This window comes from Microbacterium paludicola (assembly GCF_039529675.1).
Taxonomy (GTDB): Bacteria; Actinomycetota; Actinomycetes; order Actinomycetales; family Microbacteriaceae; genus Microbacterium; species Microbacterium paludicola.
Genome location: NZ_BAAANG010000005.1, coordinates 165,389 through 182,803, shown reverse-complemented (window position 1 = coordinate 182,803; position 17,415 = coordinate 165,389). Strand labels below are relative to the sequence as shown.

At 71.7% G+C, this 17,415-nt stretch carries 14 protein-coding genes; 12 read left to right on the top strand and 2 right to left on the bottom strand.

The features are described 5' to 3' along the window. Window positions 1–33 precede the first annotated feature (33 nt). The 3 genes from ABD161_RS06145 (at window position 34) to ABD161_RS06135 (ending at window position 2,255) form a co-directional block, all read left to right on the top strand. Window positions 34–1,194, top strand: coding sequence for a cystathionine gamma-synthase (locus ABD161_RS06145; RefSeq protein WP_344000674.1), 1,161 nt, complete (start codon window positions 34–36; stop codon window positions 1,192–1,194). 111 nt (window positions 1,195–1,305) lie between these two features. Continuing rightward, window positions 1,306–1,944 (top strand): acyl-CoA synthetase, encoded by a 639-nt coding sequence (locus ABD161_RS06140; protein WP_344000672.1) that lies wholly within the window; start codon window positions 1,306–1,308, stop codon window positions 1,942–1,944. Next, complete coding sequence (locus tag ABD161_RS06135) at window positions 1,941–2,255, top strand: amino acid transporter (protein ID WP_344000670.1); 315 nt, start codon at window positions 1,941–1,943, stop codon at window positions 2,253–2,255. Before ABD161_RS06140 ends, ABD161_RS06135 begins: the two co-directional genes overlap by 4 nt. A 7-nt stretch (window positions 2,256–2,262) precedes the next feature. On the opposite strand, the gene ABD161_RS06130 is transcribed toward ABD161_RS06135, so the two are convergent. After that, window positions 2,263–3,045 (bottom strand): hypothetical protein, encoded by a 783-nt coding sequence (locus ABD161_RS06130; RefSeq protein ID WP_344000668.1) that lies wholly within the window; start codon window positions 3,043–3,045, stop codon window positions 2,263–2,265. Then, the gene (locus ABD161_RS06125; protein ID WP_344000666.1) at window positions 3,045–3,695 is read right to left on the bottom strand and encodes a hypothetical protein; all 651 of its coding nucleotides are present in this window, start codon (window positions 3,693–3,695) and stop codon (window positions 3,045–3,047) included. The genes ABD161_RS06130 and ABD161_RS06125 overlap by 1 nt, the downstream gene beginning before the upstream one ends. A 178-nt stretch (window positions 3,696–3,873) precedes the next feature. On the opposite strand from ABD161_RS06125, the gene ABD161_RS06120 reads away from it, so the two are divergent. From ABD161_RS06120 to ABD161_RS06080, 9 genes are all read left to right on the top strand, one after another. Next, the gene (locus ABD161_RS06120) at window positions 3,874–5,121 is read left to right on the top strand and encodes a hypothetical protein (protein ID WP_344000664.1); all 1,248 of its coding nucleotides are present in this window, start codon (window positions 3,874–3,876) and stop codon (window positions 5,119–5,121) included. Window positions 5,122–5,149: 28 nt separating this feature from the next. Then, entirely contained in the window at window positions 5,150–9,484 is a 4,335-nt protein-coding gene (locus tag ABD161_RS06115) for a type VII secretion EssC family protein (protein ID WP_344000662.1), read from the top strand. 72 nt (window positions 9,485–9,556) lie between these two features. Next, window positions 9,557–10,087 (top strand): FHA domain-containing protein, encoded by a 531-nt coding sequence (locus ABD161_RS06110; RefSeq protein ID WP_344000660.1) that lies wholly within the window; start codon window positions 9,557–9,559, stop codon window positions 10,085–10,087. Then, window positions 10,084–10,758: a hypothetical protein gene (locus tag ABD161_RS06105; RefSeq protein ID WP_344000658.1), complete on the top strand. Its 675-nt coding sequence runs from the start codon at window positions 10,084–10,086 to the stop codon at window positions 10,756–10,758. Before ABD161_RS06110 ends, ABD161_RS06105 begins: the two co-directional genes overlap by 4 nt. 199 nt (window positions 10,759–10,957) lie before the next feature. Then, window positions 10,958–11,254 (top strand): WXG100 family type VII secretion target, encoded by a 297-nt coding sequence (locus ABD161_RS06100; protein ID WP_344000655.1) that lies wholly within the window; start codon window positions 10,958–10,960, stop codon window positions 11,252–11,254. A 91-nt stretch (window positions 11,255–11,345) separates the two neighbouring features. Beyond that, entirely contained in the window at window positions 11,346–12,161 is an 816-nt protein-coding gene (locus ABD161_RS06095; RefSeq protein WP_344000653.1) for a WXG100 family type VII secretion target, read from the top strand. Further along, the gene (locus ABD161_RS06090) at window positions 12,161–12,472 is read left to right on the top strand and encodes a WXG100 family type VII secretion target (protein WP_344000651.1); all 312 of its coding nucleotides are present in this window, start codon (window positions 12,161–12,163) and stop codon (window positions 12,470–12,472) included. Before ABD161_RS06095 ends, ABD161_RS06090 begins: the two co-directional genes overlap by 1 nt. Window position 12,473: 1 nt before the next feature. Continuing rightward, a complete protein-coding gene (locus ABD161_RS06085; RefSeq protein WP_344000649.1) occupies window positions 12,474–17,015 on the top strand; it encodes a polymorphic toxin type 15 domain-containing protein in 4,542 nt (1,513 codons plus the stop codon). A gap of 16 nt (window positions 17,016–17,031) precedes the next feature. Next, window positions 17,032–17,409, top strand: a complete 378-nt coding sequence (locus tag ABD161_RS06080; protein ID WP_344000646.1) for a hypothetical protein — start codon at window positions 17,032–17,034, stop codon at window positions 17,407–17,409. Window positions 17,410–17,415: the final 6 nt, after the last annotated feature.

The following is a 17,415-nucleotide window of genomic DNA, read 5'->3' as shown; positions in this document are numbered from 1 at the left end:
GACAGACGACGACGCCACCGCAGGGAGCATCGCATGACCGAGCACAACTTCGACCAGCGCAGTTTCGACACCAAGGCCGTCCACGCCGGCCAGGCGCCGGATGAGACGACGGGTGCGGTGATCCCGCCGGTTCACTTCTCCACGACCTACGCACAGGACGGGATCGGCGGCCTCCGCGCCGGGTACGAGTACGGGCGGTCGGGCAACCCGACCCGCACGGCGCTCGAGACGCAGCTCGCCGCGATCGAGGGCGGCGCGCGCGCCCTGTCGTTCGCCTCGGGCCTCGCGGCCGAGGACGCGCTCCTGCGCGCCCTGCTCCAGCCCGGCGACGAGGTGCTGCTCGGCAACGACGTCTACGGCGGCACCCACCGCCTGATCGCGCGGGTGCTCGGACCGTGGGGAGTGAAGCTGCGGGTCGTCGACCTGAGTGACCCGGCGGCGGTGGATGCGGCCCTCGCCGAGCGGGCCCCGAAGATCGTCTGGGTCGAGACGCCGAGCAATCCCCTGCTGCGCATCACCGACATCCGCGCGCTGTCCGACAAGGCCCACGCCGCCGGATCCCTCGTCGTCGTCGACAACACGTTCGCCTCGCCCGCCCTGCAGCAGCCGATCGCCCTCGGGGCCGACGTCGTCGTGCACTCGACCACCAAGTACCTCGGCGGGCACTCGGATGTCGTCGGTGGCGCGCTCGTGTTCGCCGACGCCGCGCTGGCCGAGCAGCCGAAGTTCCTGCAGTTCGCGGCCGGCGCGGTGTCCGGCCCGCTCGACGCATGGCTGACAACGCGCGGGATCAAGACCCTCGCCGTGCGGATGGAGCGCCACTCGTCGAACGGTCAGGCCGTCGCGGAGTACCTGGATGGCCACGGTCGCGTCGCGCGCGTCTACTACCCCGGGCTTGCGTCCCATCCGGGCCACGAGATCGCGGCGGCGCAGATGTCGGGCTTCGGCGGAATCGTCTCGCTCGCCCTTGGCGACGCGGCTGCCGCTCGCCGGTTCGCCGAGTCGACGCGCCTGTTCACCCTCGCCGAGTCGCTCGGCGGCGTCGAGTCGCTCCTCAACTACCCCGACGAGATGACGCACGCCTCCGTCCGCGGCACCGAGCTCGCGGTGCCGGACGACGTCGTGCGCCTCTCGGTCGGCATCGAGCACATCGACGACCTCGTCGCCGACCTCGACCAGGCGCTGTCTTTCTAGGAGCGTCTCGCGCGCTCGCGCCGACGCTCCGCGCCGGACGGCAGAAGAATCTGCACAGGTAGGCGCAACTAGACTGAGTGCGTCCCTTTCGCGCACCATCCTGGATCCGCCATGCCTGCCAGCACCCCGTTGCGAGTGACCTCCGGTCACATCCAGCTGCTGCGCGCGCTGTTCGCGGCGATCGCGGCGCTGATGATCACGTTCTCGCCGGATCACTCGTCCGAGGTCGGACTCGCCGTCTTCGGCGGATTCGGGATCGCGACGGCCCTCGTCTTCGCGGTCGCGGCGTGGCTCGTGGCGCCCGCCGGGCAGCGCGGATCCGCCATCCTCCTCGCCGCGATCCACCTCGCCGCGGGAATGGCGGCCAGCGCCGTCGCGCTGCGCTCGGACACTCTGTTCTTCGTCGTGGTGATCGCCTGGGCGCTGCTCGCGGGCCTCACCGAGCTGCTTGCCGCGATCCTCCAGCGGGCGCGCCTCGACCGCAGCGCCGCGCGCGACGGGATCGCTGTGGGCGGACTGACGATGCTGCTGGGCCTCGCGCTGCTGTTCGTGTCGCCGAGCTATGAGCTGCACTACTTCATCGAGGAGGCCGGTCGCGAGTTCACGCTGACCGGCACCACCATCGCCGTCGGGCTGCTCGGCGGCTATGCGGCCGTCGCGGCGGTGTTCCTGGGCATCGCGGGCTTCTCGCCCCAGCCGGCCGCCACCGACACCGACGCCGCAGTGACGGCGCAGGAGGACCTCTCGTGACCGACAAGCCCACCCGTCGCGACCTGATGCGCCCCGCCCAGCTGCTGGCGATCGCCTTCGGCGCCGCGCTCTTCGCCGGCGTCGTGACTGCGGTCACCATGGGCGCCTTCCAGGCGCTGCCGGGTGAGGCGATCGCCCGCGCCTGGTCGACCGCGGGCATCATGGCGGGGGTCGCGTTCATCGTCGTGCTGCTCGGCCTGTCGATGCTGCTGCTCGTCGTCGATCCGGCGGCGCAGTCGAAGACCCTGGATCGCCCGATTCTGCTTCCCAAGGACGACAAGCGCGACGGCGACGAGACGTCGGCGACCTGATCCCGGATCAGTCGCAGGGCTGAGCGACGTCGGTGGGGGCGCTGACCTCGGCCGGCATCCCCCACTCGCTGAACGTGAAGGATCCGTCGCCCGAGGCATCCCCGGCGAGGAACGCCGACGGAAGCGGCGGACCCACCGCCGCCACGGTGAGCGTGCCGAACGGGCTCTCGGCCGCTCCGACGACACCCTCGGTCGTCTTCGCGCCCGGCTCCGGCTCCATCACGGCGAACTCCTCCGCACCGGACAGCAGCGTCTCGACGAGCTCGGCCGGCTCGAGCAGCGGCGCCCAGTCGCCGAGAAGGACATCGGGGGAGGTCGTGCAGACCCAGCCCTCGCCGAACGCCTCGACCCCGGTGGTCTCCGCATACGCGGAGTTGCCGCGCACGTACGAGAGGCCGTCGACCATCACGATGTCGACGCTGGTGTCCCCGGCGGTGACCGACGCGCTCAGCCGGCCGTGCTCTCCCGCGTAACGAAGGGCGATCCGTCGATCCGTGTACGGGGCCTGCTCGGTGTCCGCGGGCGTGACCAGTTCCGTGAACGACCCCTCGATCGTCACCGAGCCCGCGTCGCGCATCGCCTGGACGATCTGCGCGATCGCCGGTTCCCCCGTCAGCAGCCACAGACCGTTGTCGCCGCTGGCCGGGTCCCACCGCGACACGTCGGCTTCGGGCGGTGCCGGCTTGGGCGGCGGCTCGGCCTCGGCCGGCTCGTCGCCCGAGCAGCCGGCGAGGGCGAGTGCCAGTGCGGCAGCACCGGCGAGCAGGGAGGTCGAGCGGTGAGGCCGCATCATCCGGCGGGTTGGGCGTCGGCGACGCACGCGCTCTGCGCGCCCTGCGCCGCGAGGTCTGCGGTGTTCAGCGTGACGTCGGCGTCGAGCCCCGCCTCGCGGACCACGAAGCACGTATCGGCGTCGTAGAGGTTCGCCGCGGCCGGCAGCCAGGCATCCGTCCCGCCGCGCACCTGACCGGACAGGTCGACGATCTGCCCGTCGCCGTTGAGCGCGTACAGGCTGTAGACGGCGTCGGGGCCGCTCCAGTCGACGTGCAGCGTCCCCTGGGAATCGGTCACGGTGAGGCCCGTCACCACGACGTCGGTGGCCGTCAGCGCCGACACGATCATCCAGGCGGCCATGCCGGCCATCGAGAGGAACGTCAGGATGCCCGACACGATGAAAGCCGGATGCGCCCACCAGCGGCGAGGGCGCTGCTGGCGTGCCGTGAGGGTCGGCAGGGGCCAGCCGCCGCGACCGAGCGGGGGCTTCGGGTCGGCCGAGCGCAGCGTCGGCTGACCGGGCTCGACGCCGAGCAGCGTCCCTTCGGGGACTCGGCGGGGCTCGGCGACGGGGGCGGGCGTGGGGGAGGGCACGGGCGCGGGCGACGGCGCGCCGACCCCGGCGGGCACGGAGCGTTCCCGCAGTGCGCGTCGTGACTCCGACATGCGAGATCCCCCCTCGGCCGTCCACTGCCGCGGTTGCGGCCTCGGATCCGATTCTGCACGCCTCGCCGCCCGAGCGCACACCGACCGGCGGGGAGGCCTCCACCCCGGGCATCGTCGCGGTCCGTCCTAGCATGGAGCCCGTCGGCCACGGGGACGGCCACGGATGAGGGAGGGCCGGATGCGCGCACGGATTGCGGCCGCGCTCGGCCGCGCCGCCCTCCTCGTCGCCGTCTCCGCCCTCGCCCTCGGCGGCGCAGGCACCGCTGTCGGCGCCGCGAACGGCACCGGCTACGCGGGCCCCAATGCCGTCGCGGTCCCCTACACGGGCGAGAAGGTCGTCAAGCCCGCCGACGGCTGGCGGCTCACCGACTGTCCCGCCGTGGTCGCCGCCGGCGCGCCCCTGGTCACGGGCTGCGACGCCGGCGAGGGGTTCACCGTCGTCTCGCCCGGATACGACCCTGAGTTCGGCTCGATCATCGTCCCGGTCGCCCTGACCAACGGCCGCTCCACGACGACGATCGACTACGTGCTGTCGCTCGAGCCGCCCGCGGCACCCGAGATCCTGGTGAAGACGTACCCCTTCCCCGCCCCGTCCGGCGGCACGCTGCTGATCCCGATCAGCGACCTCGGCGTCGAATGCACCGCCTGCGCGGAGGGCGGAGGGCTCGAGGTCACCTCCTTCGCGCCCGTCGGCGCAGCGACGATCCTCCCCACCGAGACGCACCTCGTGATCAGACCCAAGGCCTCCTTCGAAGGGCCGCTCGAGGTCACGGTGCGCTTCGGCGACATGTACGGCGGCTGGTCGCAGCCGACCATGATCACCGTTCCGGTATCCGTGCAGGGCGAGGACGCCCCGCTCGCGCAGCACGTGCAGCGCCCGCTGCCCGCCGAGGGCGGGCAGATCGAGCTTGCCGAGCTCATCCACGTTCCGGAGGGTGCGGCGGGCGACGCCGAGCAGCACATCCTGTGCGGCGGAGCGATCCACGGCACCGTCGTGTGCGACGGTTCCGGCATCGCCAGCTACCGGCCGTTCGAGAAGGCGCTCGTCGATCAGTTCTCCTTCCATGTGGCGCGCGGCGGCGACGTCGTGACCGGCTCCGTCACGCTGGTCGCCGAGGGGGCCGACGTCGGGCTCCCCGAGCGGATCGCCCCGGCCGAGCCCCGCACCGTGCCGAGCCCGGCACCGACGCCCGAGCCGGAACCCGAGCAGACCGAGGAGCCGGAGGCCGGATCGGGCGAGCCGGACGCGGGATCGGATGGAGCCGGATCCGAGGACGAATCGGAGGAGGAGCAGGAGCCGCAGGAGTACGTGCTGCTGCGCGTGCCGACGCCCCTGGTGCCGCCGGCCCCTCCGGAGGACAGCGGCGCGCAGGTGGGCATCTTCACTCCGCTCGTGGATTTGCTCGACCGGGTTGGGGCACGATGAGCAGAGGACTGACGATGAGGGGGATCGGATGAGCGTGCGTCTGACGCTGCGGGATTCGCCGGCCGAGCGCGACGGGAAGTCGTGGCTGCTGAAGGTCGACGAGGCGACGACGGTCGGTGAGGTCGCCGAGTCGCTGGGCGTGAGCCCGCAGCTGCTCGCCCGCGACGCCGAGCCGGCCACCCCGCTGGCCGAGGCGGGTCTGCTGTCCGGGGCGGTGATCCCGCCGGTCTCGCAGCCGGAGCCGGCCGCCGGCACTGTGCGCCTCGAGGTGATCGGCGGTCCGTTCGCCGGTGCGAGCGTGCCGCTGGAGCGGGGTCAGGCGATCACGATCGGCTCCGGCGAGGGTGACGACATCCGCGCCGCCGACCCCTCGCTCGGTGCGGCCCACCTCACCGTGCAGATCTCCCTGGGTGGCCCCGGGGATCCGCTTCTCGCGACCGTGACTCCGGCGCCGGGTGCGGTCGTGCTCGTGAACGGCACGCGGATCACCGTCGCGGAACGGATCGTTCCGGCCGATCTCGTGCAGCTCGGCAGCATGCTCATCCGGATCGGCATGGCGCCGGGTTCCGACGCCGACCTCACCGATGCGCTCGGGGCGCGCGGCTTCAACCGGCCGTCGCGCATCCAGCCGCGGCGCACGCAGCCGATGATCCCGTTGCCGGGTGACAAGCCGGAGGATCAGGACGCGTCGCCGCTGCCGTGGCTCTCCGCCGTGATCCCCGTCGTACTCGGCGTGACGATGGCGATGGTCTTCCAGCGCCCGGTCATGCTGCTGATGGCGGCGGCCAGCCCGATCATGGTGATCGGATCCTTCATGACGCAGCGCCGCCAGGCGAAGAAGAAGGGCCTGAAGACCGAGGCGCAGTGGATCGAGGAGATCGGCCGCGCTGCGGAGCGCATCCGGGACCTGGTCAAGCGCCAGCGCCTTGAGGCCTGGTACCGCCTGCCGGATCCGGTGGTGGTCCGCGACATCGCGCTGCGGCCGCTGTCGCGCCTCTGGGAGCGCCGGAAGAAGGACGCGGATGCGGTGCAGCTGCGCGTCGGCGTGTCCGAGATCGATCTGGATGTGCGCTTCGAGGGCGGCGGCAGGGACCGCGGTGGAGAGCAGCGTGTGGGTGTGACGCCCGCGCCCGTCGCCGTCGATCTGCGCGAGGGGGTCGTGGGCCTCGCAGGCCCCGCGGACGCGGTGCGCGCCACCGCGCGCGCGATGGTCGCCTCCTACGCGACGCTGCGCAGCCCGCGCGACGCCGAGCTGATCGTGCTGTGCGACGAGGCGCAGGATGACGAGTGGGGCTGGACCGCGTGGCTGCCGCACACCCACATCGGCGATGCCGTCCCCGCGATGGTCGGCAACGACGACGACACGCGCCGCGAGCGGCTGCGCGAGCTCGCGGTGGCCCTCGACCTCCGCATGCGGATGGCCGGCCAGCGCGGCTACGAGGCGCCCACCGACGTGCTCGTGGTCGTCGACGGAGCCCGCCGGTTCCGCATGCTCCCCGGCATGGTGCCGCTGCTGGAGCACGGTTCCGCACACGGGATCCACGTGCTCGCCCTCGACAGCGACCGGTCGCGGCTTCCCGAGGAGGCGAAGAGCGTCGTCGTCGTGGATCCCTCCGATCCCGCGCTCGCCACCCTGGAGACGCCCGCCGGCTACTACCCGGCGGTGCTGCTCGACGGCGTCTCCGTGCCCGACTGCGAGCGGATCGCCCGCAGCCTCTGCTCCATCCAGCACGTCTCGGGCGTCGGCGACGAGGCGATGCTGCCGACGAGCGTCCGGATGGTGGACCTCCTCGGCATCGACCTCGACGACCCCGCCCCGCTCGTGCGCCGCTGGACCCAGCAGCCCCGCAACACCTACGTCGTCGTCGGGGCGAACGCGGACGGCGAGTTCGCGCTCGACATCTCGCGGGACGGTCCGCACGCGCTCGTTGCCGGTACAACCGGCTCGGGAAAGTCGGAGTTCCTGCAGGCGCTCGTCGTCGGCCTCGCGATGGCGAACCGGCCCGACGCGCTGAACTTCGTGCTGATCGACTACAAGGGCGGATCGGCGTTCGCCGACTGCGAGCGTCTGCCGCACACCGTGGGCATGGTCACGAACCTCGATGCCCGCGAGACCGAGCGGGCGCTCGCCTCGCTCGACGCCGAGCTCAAGCGCCGCGAGCAGGTGCTGCGCGAGATGGGCGCCAAGGACATCGACTCCGCGTGGGCGAAGGACGCCGAGATGGCCGCGGCGCGCGGGCTCGCCCGCCTCATGCTGGTGATCGACGAGTTCGCCGAGCTGCGCACCGAGCTGCCCGACTTCATCGACGGGCTCGTCCGGATCGCGCGCGTCGGCCGTTCGCTGGGCGTGAACCTCGTGCTCGCGACCCAGCGACCCTCCGGTGTGGTGACGCCCGAGATGCAGTCGAACATCAACCTGCGCATCGCGCTGCGCGTCGTCGACCGCAGCGACTCGAACGACATCATCGGATCGGGCGAGGCGGCGATGATCGGCCCCTCCACCCCCGGTCGTGGATTCGCGCGGCTCAGCCCGTCGTCGGCCCCGTCGCCGTTCCAGACCGCCCGCGTCGCCGGCATCCGGCCCGGCGTGCAGCGCATGACGAAGGTCCTGCCGCCGAAGGCGCCGCTCGAGTGGGACTCGCTCGGCTTCCCGCCGAAGTACCCGCAGTCGGCGAAGGACGCCGCAAACCACGATCACGACGACACCGATCTGCGGGCGCTCGTGAACCTCGTGGGCGCCGCGACCGACCAGCTCGGCATCCCGAAGAACCCCAGCCCGTGGCTCATGCCGCTGCCGGCGACCCTGCCGCTCGATCGGTTCGATGACGAGCAGCGCGGCGACACGGAGCTCGTCCTCGGTCTCGAGGACGTCCCCGCCGACCAGGCCCAGCGCACCCTCACGTGGGACCTGGCGACCGGCTCGCACCTGCTGTTCTTCGGTGGCGCTCTGTCGGGTCGCACGACGGCGCTGCGCACCGTGCTCGCGCAGATCGTGCGCCGCTTCAGCCCCTCCGACGTCCACGTCTACGCGGCCGACTTCGGAAACGGCGCGCTGCTTCCGCTTGCCGACGCCCCGCATTGCGGCGCGGTCGTCACCCAGCTCGATGCGGAGCGCCTTCCGCGCCTCATGCGGCGCCTGCTCGAGGACCTCGCGCGGCGGCAGTCCGTCCTGTCCGACGCGGGTGTCGGCAACATCGCCGAGCAGCGCCGGCAGGCAGCCGACGGCGAGGCCCTCCCGTACGCAGTCGTCGCGGTCGACGGCTGGGAGCGGATGCTCTCGACCATGAACCCGGATCAGCTGATCGCGTTCCGCGACCAGTTCCTGCGCCTGCTGCGCGAGGGGCCGGCGGTCGGCGTGCGCGTCGTCATGGCCGGCGACCGCGGCATCTCGGGCGACAAGATCGCGACGTTCATCGACACCCAGTACGTGCTTCCCGTGCGGGAGGTCGGCGACTACCGTGCGGCGGGCATCTACGCGAAGGAGATCCCGACGAACCTCCCGGCGGGGCGCGTGCTCTTCGGCGTGGACGCGAATGAGGCGCAGCTCGCCGTGCTCGGCCGTGACACGAGCGGCGAGGCCCAGACGACCGCCCTGCGCCGCATCGTCGAGGAGGTGCGCGACGCGTGGGACCGCGACGTCGAGGACGCGCCGGACGCGCAGCGGACGGGAGCGGTGCCGTTCCGCGTCGACCCGATGCCGAAGTACGTCGCCATGAGCAGCGCCGCCGATCTGCCGCTCGCGCCGGACAACGCCGCGGCGGGCGTCGTGGTGGGCGTCGGCGGCGACCGGCTCGAGCGCTACACGCTGGAGTGGCCGGAGGACGGCGGCTTCATCGCGGTCGGCGCCCGCCGATCCGGCCGCTCGTCGCTGCTCGCCCTCATCCTGCGCCAGCTCGTCGAACGCCGCGTCCCCGTGATCGTCGCCGCTCCCCGGCCGTCGGCGCTGACGCAGACGGCGCTCGAGGCGGGGGTGACCGTCATCGACAACGGCACGATGGCGCCCGCCGACCTCGACGCCCTGCTCGCCCCGTACGGCGACGCCGTCGTGACGTTCGTGGTCGACGACGTCGAGCAGTTCAAGAACGCCTCGATCGAGCACGCGCTCACAGGCATCAAGCACCGCGCGCGCTTCATCGTGGCGGCCGACATCGAGTCGGTGTCCACGCTGTTCGGCGGCCCGTTCGTGGAGGCGAAGCGCGCGCGGCGCGCGATCGTCCTGCAGCCGCAGTCGGCGATGTACGGCACGCAGGCCGCGGGGACGCCCATCCCGAAGTTCATGCTCTCGTCCGTACCGGCGGGCGGCGGCGTCCTGATGACCCCTGCCGGCTGGATCCAGGTCCGCGTGCCGGACTTCCGCCAGTGACCATCTCGATCCGATCCTGACACCCGGCACTGACACCGGGCGAGATCCGATCCCGACGACCGAGGAGCGACTGTGGCCTCCGCACGCTGCGCCCACTGCGGCGCGACGCTCGAACCCAACACGATGTACTGCCTGGGCTGCGGCCAGCTCATCCTGCCCGGTGCGCTGCGCGAGGAGGCGGACGACGGCTGGTCGGTGCCCGAGCGTCCGCAGCGCCCCGCTCAGGCTCCCGCGCCGGCCGCCCCCGCGGCACCGGAGGCGAAGGCCTGGCCGGATCGCGTGCAGCTCGTCTTCTCGACGGGGCAGCAGGTCGTGATCGCGGGTGCCGCCGTCATCGGCCGCAAGCCCGAGCAGACCGCCGTCAACATGGGCGCCCAGGGCATCGAGGTGGCCGATGACACCCGGTCGATGTCGCGCGTGCACTTGTTCCTCGAGCTCGAGGCCGGCGAGCTCCGCGCGGGCGATGCCGGGTCCAGCAACGGCTCGGCGATCGAACGCGGCGGACGGCGCATCCCGCTGGCGGGCACCGGCGAACGCGTGGCGGTGCTGCACGGCGACGTGCTGTGGGTGGGCGACGTGCGCGTCGACGTGGTGCCGCTGTGAGCCCCGCACCCGTCCCTCGGCTGCCCGGCATCGTGTTCGAGAACGCCCCCGCCGCCGTGGTCACCGAGGTGCACCGCGCTCACGATCCGCGCGAGGTCGTGTACGGCAACGCGCGCGGGCAGATCTTCAACGGCGACCGGATCACCTGGGGCTTCGCGGCCATGCGCCTCGACCGCCGGCTGCCGCATATCGTGCTCGAGAACCGGCGGGGCGGGGGCATCATCTCGACGGACGCGTCTGAGGGCATCGCGGGTGGCCAGCGACTGCGGCTGGAGGGCGACTTCGACCGCACGTTCGCACTGCACTGCCCGGCAGGGCATGAGCGCGACGCGCTGTATCTGTTCACGCCCGACGTCATGGCGCGGCTGCTCGACAGCGCCGCGGCGCTCGACGTCGAGGTGGTCGACGACTGGCTGCTGATCTACGCAGCGCGGCCCATCTCACCCGCCGACCAGGCGACATGGCCGCGGCTCACCGCCGCGGTCGACGCGCTGAGCGACAAGGTCGGCGCGTGGGCGCGATGGAGCGACGCCGGCCGTCCGGGATCGACCGCAGTGGCGCCGACCGCGCGTCGCGTGCGGCCGGTCTCGCCGTGGCGATGGGTGTGGCGCTTCGCGGCGGTGATGGGCGCGCTGGCCGCGCTCGGCCTGCTCTGGGAGGCGCTGACCTGACGCGCCGTCGGCGCATTGCATGGGCACTCCTCCCCGGGGTGGCTCTGCCCGGGGAGCGATCCCCCAGTGACGGATCCGCCATACGCCGATAGCGTTATGAGCGGTCGGGGGGTCCGTGAGGTGCGGGGCGCACGATCCAATCGCTTTCACCGGCAATGCGGGCCCTCAGGCGGCACCGCTCACACACGGAGGTACGGAAATGGCAGACATCAAGGTCACATCGGAGTCGCTCGCGAGCGTTGCGGGTCAGCTCTCCAGCGGCTCGCAGTCGATCGAGTCGCAGCTCGCCAACCTCAAGGCGCTCGTCGAGGGTCTCATCTCGGGTGACTGGGTGACGACGTCGGCGTCGGTCGCGTTCAACGAGCTGTACTCGCAGTGGGACCAGGCCGGCATGCAGCTCAAGGAGTCGCTGCAGGGCATCAGCGACCTCCTGAACCAGGCGTCGCTGTCGTACGAGGACAGCGAGACCGCGATCGCCTCGACGTTCAACGGCTGATCCTTCACGCCCCGCACCGGGGCCGGCGCGCTGACATGCGCGCGGCCCCGGCGCGGGCGCTCGTGTCCGACGTACGGTTCGGGGAGATCACATGGTGCAGTTCAGGGTCAGAGCGGAATCGCTCACGGAGGTGGCGGGCCACCTCGGATCCGTCATCGCGACGTTCGACGGCAATCTCGCCGCGGTCGAGTCGCAGGTGAACGGTGTCCTTCCCAACTGGGAGGGCGACGACCAGGAGTCCTTCGCGGAGAACTGGAAGGCGTTCGTGGCGATGTCCGACGCGGTGCGGCTGTCGCTCGTCGCCCTGCAGAACGGCCTGATCTCGGCGAGCGGCGGCTACGACGCGACGGAGATGGGTGTCGGCCGCAGCATGAACCAGGGGCGTCCGGGCGTCGTGGCACTGCGCAAGGGCACCGCCGCGAACAGCGCGATCGTCGCCACGGGCGAGGAACGTGCCGAGGACATGGCGGAGTTCTTCGGGCGTGACTACGCGGGAGACCGCGAGAAGGAGCAGTTCGGCGCGGGCGCGGTGCGCGGCCGCGATGGTCGCTACTACGGCGGCGGCCAGGAGGACACGGACGATGACGGCGACTCCGATGCGATCGGAACGGGGCCGTTCCTCTCGAGCGAGTCGGTCGACGAGCTGTATGGCGAGGACAGCGACAGGGACCAGGGCTTCGAGGGGCGCGACGAGGGGCTGATCGAGCAGCGCAAGGACGCCGACGCCGATCAGGGCGAGGAGATCACGGACGTGGCCACTCCCGACGCTCCGCTGCCGTCGGCCGAGATCCACGCGACGACCCTGGATGCGCCTGTGCAGCTGGGCACCCTCGACGGCGACGTCCGTCTGATCGAGGCTCAGGCCGTCAGCGTCGACGCGGCCCCCTACGACGGAGAGCGCGACTGATGGCAGGACAGCACGCCGACACGACCGAGCTCGGCAACCTCAAGCAGACGCTGCAGTCGCTCATCGAGTACTGCGAGGCTCTGCGAGCCGGAGCGGGCGGTTTCGCGTACATGCTTCCGAACGACTGGCAGGGACCGGCATCGCAGCGCTTCATGGCGCAGTTCGAGGCATGGGCGCTCGGAGCCGAGGGCATGCGACAGACGGCCGAGTCGCTGAAGGCGCAGGTCGAAGCGGCCGAGGCGGCGTACACCTCGGCGATCGAAAGCGAAGACAGCCGCTGGGAACAGATCACGGCGAACCTGGGGGGATGACATGAGCGGCACCGAGGTGAAACTGGACCCGGCCGTCCTGGAGACCGCCGCGGCCGATTACGGCAGCATCGCCCAGCAGCTCGAGAGCGCCGTCGAGGCGGCCTACAGCGCCCTGTCGGGCACCGGCGCCATGGCGGGTGAAGCCGAGCTGGGCGAGACCTTCGCGCTCGACGGCGCGAACGGGTACGACAAGTACGCCACCGACAACCTGCAGGCGCCCCTTGCGGTCGCAGGCGTGCTGTACGCGCTCGAGAGCGCGATCATCAACACGGCGCGCACCTACGAGGCGGCGCAGAAGCCGGGCGCGTTCGAGCAGCCGACCGTGACCCCGGCGCCGACCACCACGCCGGTGACGACGGGCAGTGTGCCGTCCGCATACGGCGAGAGCGCCAATGCACTGCCGTTCGACCTCGGTGAGTTCGGGGACCTGATCCAGTACGGCCTCGACCAGGTGGGCGTGAAGCTTCCGTCGGGGGACCCAGACGCGCTGCAGCAGGCCGAGGACGCGTGGCGCGAACTCGCGAGCGCGCTCACCGCGGCGAAGTCGAGCATCGGAGGGCTCCATCCCGTCGCGGGGATGACGCTGCCCCAGCAGGCCGACATCGACGGTGCGACGACCAGCACCCAGACCATGCTCGGCGACATGGCCACCAGCGTCGGCGACCTGCAGACGATGGTCGGCAATTACAAGGAGCAGCTGAAGCAGGCCAAGGCCACGATCCAGCAGTTCATCGAGCAGATGCTGATCGAGATCGCGATCGAGGCCGGGCTCACGGTCCTGCTGTCGATCGCGACCGGTGGTCTGGGCGCGATCGCAGGCGCCGGCAAGATCGTGACCACCATCGTGCGCTGGGTCAACAAGATCAAGAACGTCATCGACAAGCTGCGCGATCTGCTGAAGTCGCTGTCGTCGGCGCTGCGCATCCGCAACGCGAAGTACCTGACCGGCGCGGTCAAGCAGGGCGTGATCGGCAGCATCGCCAGCGGCGCGTCGACGATCACGATGAACGTCGTGCACTCGGGCGACCAGTACTACCAGCAGCAGAACGTCGGGATGGCGTTCCTGACCGGTGGCGTGAGCTCCGCGGTCTCCTCGCCTGTCACCCGCCTGATCGGCGGCGGGTCGGGCCCCATCACGCGTGCGGTGACCGGAGTCTCGCCGGGCTCGACGTTCGGCAGCGTCGCCCGCACGACCGCAGGTGACGTGGCCGGCGGCGCGGCGGGCGAAGTCGCCGCCGACGCGATCGACGGCGGCGAGTTCAATCCGCTCAACTCCGCGATCGCCGGGGCTCTGATGGGCGGCGTGATGAGCGTGGGCGGCTCGACGATGGGCTCGCTCCCGCACGGCGCCTCCGCGGAGGGGCTCACCCTGTCGCTGCTGAGCCGGTACGGCATCACCCCTCCCGGTGGATCGGACGGCGCGTCGCCGAGCCTGAACGCCGGCGACAATGCCGCCGGCAGCGCGGGCGACATCGCGAGCCGCACCCCTACGCCCGCAGGCGACACCCAGACCCCGACCGTGGATGCGGGAGGTGGCGACGGCGACAACTCCGCCGGCAGCGCGGACGACATCGCAAGCCGCACTCCTACGCCGGCAGGCGACACCCAGACTCCCACTGTGGACGCGGGCGGGGCCGGCACGTCGACGGACTACGACGGACCCACCGGTACCGGCGGGACCGCCGCGACGACCACGGCCGGCGGCGGCGGCGCATCGTCGACCGACTACGACGGGCCCACGCCAGGCGGCAGCACCGGCGGCTCGACGACCGCGGGTGGCGGCGGGGCCGGGACGTCGGACTATGACGGCCCCACCCCGGGCGGCGGTGACGCCGGTGCTTCGGGAGGCGACGGCGGGTCCGTCGACGTCTCGAACGATGCCCCCACGGCTTCCGACAGTCTGCCCGACTCGTCGACCGACGCTCCCGCGGCCGACACGGGCGCGGACGGTCCTGCGGCCGACACCGGTTCGAGCGCGGACAACGGCACCGGTGCCGAGGCATCGGCCGCCGATCAGGGCTCGACGACCGACACGGATGCGCCTTCGCAGCCCGACGCCGACCCGACGTCGAGCAGTGATGTGGACCCCACCTCGAACAGCGACGTCGATCCCACCTCGAACAGTGACGCCGAGCCGGCGGCCACGAACAACGACGTCGACCCCACCTCGAACAGTGACGTGGACCCGGCGGCGAACAGTGACGTCGACCCGACGTCGAGCAGTGATGTGGACCCGACGTCGAGTAGTGACGTCGACCCCACGGCGAACAGCGACGTGGACCCGGCGGCGAACAGCGACGTGGACCCGGCGGCGACGACCGATGGCGACACAGCGACGCAGTCCGAGCCGGACGTGCCGACGCAGCCCGAGGCTGATCCCGCGGGCCAGGCCGACGCCGACCCGACCTCGAGCACCGACGGGCAGAACACCGCCCCGCAGGCCGCCGACGCCCAGGGCGCGGACCCGTCGAACGCCGACGGTCCGCAGGCCGCGCACGACGCCACCCCGGGGGCCGCGGCTGCCGGCGCCGCGGTCGCGGCGGGCAACCAGCCGTCCGACATCGACATGCCCGACGGAGCTCAGCTCGATTCGCTCGGCGACCGCGTGCTCGACGACACGCAGGCCGACATCGCCACGCAGAACGACGCCGACGGCACCGACGGCGCCGACCCGGGCGCTGTCGACCCGACCGAGACGACGGCACCCGAGCAGGGCGACCTCGACGCGGTCGGCGACGAGATGACCGATGCCGCCCAGGCGGATCCCACCGACGCCGTCGCCGACGCCACGCAGGGGCGCCCGGATGTGCTTGCCGACGGTGCGGACACGGCGAGCGACAGCGAGCCCGCCGTCGCCGACGCGCAGAACGCGGATGCGCAGAACGCCGACGGCCAGGGCGCCGACGGCCAAGACGCCGATACGCAGGAGGGCGAGATCTCGGCCGAGGACGCCGGTGCGGCCGCGGCCACGGCGGCTGGTGCGGCGGGTCTCGTCGCCACGCCGAAGCTGGTGCCCGGCATGACCCCCGGTGCCCAGACGACGCCGGGCAACGGCCCGGGTGCAGCCTCCGACACCGGCAACGGCACCGACCCGTCGACGACGGATCCCGCCTCGACGGAGGGGAAGCCCGATCAGGGCGACGACTCCGCCGACAGCGACCAGGACACGACCCAGGACGGCCAGTCGAACGACCAGCCGGCCGAGCGTCATCCCGACTCGCCCTCGCCCGAGGACACGCCCCAGCAGATCCGCGACAAGATCGACCAGGCGCTCACGCAGTCGAACACGAACTTCGACCCGTACGACCTGGAGAACGGCTTTGCGACGAACTGCGGCAACGTCTCGTCGAACATGAACGACTTCCTGAATGGCAGTCCGATCGTCGACGCCGAGACGGGCACCCTCACGATCTCCGAGATGGAGGCCCGCACGGGCCTGCCGCAGACGGCAGCCACGCCGGAGCAGATCGAGGCGAGCCTGCGGGCGCAGGGACCCGGCGCGCACGTCGTGGTCGGCGTCGACCGCGGGTTCAATGAGGACGGCCACTGGTTCAACGCCGTCTTCGACGGCGAGACCGTCTGGTCGGTCGACGGCCAGAACGGCACGCGCACGCCGTGGCCGCCGCACGAGCCGAATGCCACATTCTGGGACGCGTCGATCGAGCCCTCGCAGGTCGTCAATCCCGACGGCACGCCGGCATACCCTGAACCGACCACGCCGACGGACGGCGACGCCGACCCGGATGGCGACGTCGCCCCGAGCGTCGATGCGGCCACCGGATCCGACGCGCAGACCGGCACGCCGGACCGCGCGGGCGTGACCCAGGCGGGAACGCCTGGGTCGTCGTACGACACCGCCGCATCCGACCGGATGACCGGACGTGACGACGCGCGGGTGGACGAGGGTGACGGCACCAACGGGCACCGCCTCGTCGACCAGCCGCGCATCTACGGCGACACGTCGTACGCGTCGACCCCGCGGCCCACGCCCGCCGAGGTTCTGGCGCGTCCCGAGGTGCAGGCGGCGCTCAACAGCGAGCCGCCGACGCTCATCTACGACAACGGGGTGCTGCAGACGGCCGACACGCAAGAGATCATCTTCACCTGCTCGAACGAGAACCACGACATCGCCGAGATGCTGCGCCAGGCGCGGCTGCAGGAGATGGGCATCAATCGCATGCCGATCGGCGAGATCCAGCAGAATGCGGCCGATTACCAGACTCGCCGGGAGGAGACCGGCAACGGGCGCGCCGACAAGGCCGAGCAGGCGGCGTACGCCAACGAGGTGCGCGGCACGCACGACGCACCCTTCGGCAACGGTCACGTGCTGCATGGTCCCGACCAGGTCGCCGGCGGTGACCCGCAGAACTTCGACGGAGTCGGCGCCGGCGGGATCAACAGCTCGCTGGGTAACCAGTGGGGCAGCGGCAATGCCGACGCGCTGCAGGCCGACCTTGCCGCGGCGCTCGACGAGATCCCCGCTGACCTCGCACAGTGGGTGCACCCGTCGGTCGAGATCCGCGTCATCGATGTCCGCCCGTGATGACAGGATCGGTTCTATGACGGAAGACCCTCGGCGCGCGGTCGCCAACCGTTTGATCAGCTGGATGGAGAGCAGCGCGGGCGATGTCGCCAGCATCAATGCGCGCCGTCCACGCCCTCGCCCTCCCGAGCTGAAGGCTGCTCAGGACGCGTTGCTGAAGACTCGCGCACCGGCCGCGCAGAAGCAAGCTGTCAACAAGGCGACTCGGGACATGTGGGCTCGGTCCGGGATACGCGAGGCACTCGGATCCGACTCCGAGTTCATGGGGTTCTCGAGTGCCTTCAACATGGCCGCGCACGCGGTTCTGGTGCGACACCGGCTCGAGCCGGAGACGTTCGATCTCATCGTGCAGCCGTTCCGGGATGCCGGATTCGATTTCGATCAGGAGGCCTGACAGCCG

Coding starts and splice junctions, on each gene's coding strand:
- ABD161_RS06145 (WP_344000674.1), top strand. CDS start 34: ATGACCGAGCACAACTTCGACCAGCGCAGTTTCGACACCAAGGCCGTC.
- ABD161_RS06140 (WP_344000672.1), top strand. CDS start 1,306: ATGCCTGCCAGCACCCCGTTGCGAGTGACCTCCGGTCACATCCAGCTG.
- ABD161_RS06130 (WP_344000668.1), bottom strand. CDS start 3,045: ATGCGGCCTCACCGCTCGACCTCCCTGCTCGCCGGTGCTGCCGCACTG.
- ABD161_RS06125 (WP_344000666.1), bottom strand. CDS start 3,695: ATGTCGGAGTCACGACGCGCACTGCGGGAACGCTCCGTGCCCGCCGGG.
- ABD161_RS06120 (WP_344000664.1), top strand. CDS start 3,874: ATGCGCGCACGGATTGCGGCCGCGCTCGGCCGCGCCGCCCTCCTCGTC.
- ABD161_RS06115 (WP_344000662.1), top strand. CDS start 5,150: ATGAGCGTGCGTCTGACGCTGCGGGATTCGCCGGCCGAGCGCGACGGG.
- ABD161_RS06100 (WP_344000655.1), top strand. CDS start 10,958: ATGGCAGACATCAAGGTCACATCGGAGTCGCTCGCGAGCGTTGCGGGT.
- ABD161_RS06095 (WP_344000653.1), top strand. CDS start 11,346: ATGGTGCAGTTCAGGGTCAGAGCGGAATCGCTCACGGAGGTGGCGGGC.
- ABD161_RS06090 (WP_344000651.1), top strand. CDS start 12,161: ATGGCAGGACAGCACGCCGACACGACCGAGCTCGGCAACCTCAAGCAG.
- ABD161_RS06085 (WP_344000649.1), top strand. CDS start 12,474: ATGAGCGGCACCGAGGTGAAACTGGACCCGGCCGTCCTGGAGACCGCC.
- ABD161_RS06080 (WP_344000646.1), top strand. CDS start 17,032: ATGACGGAAGACCCTCGGCGCGCGGTCGCCAACCGTTTGATCAGCTGG.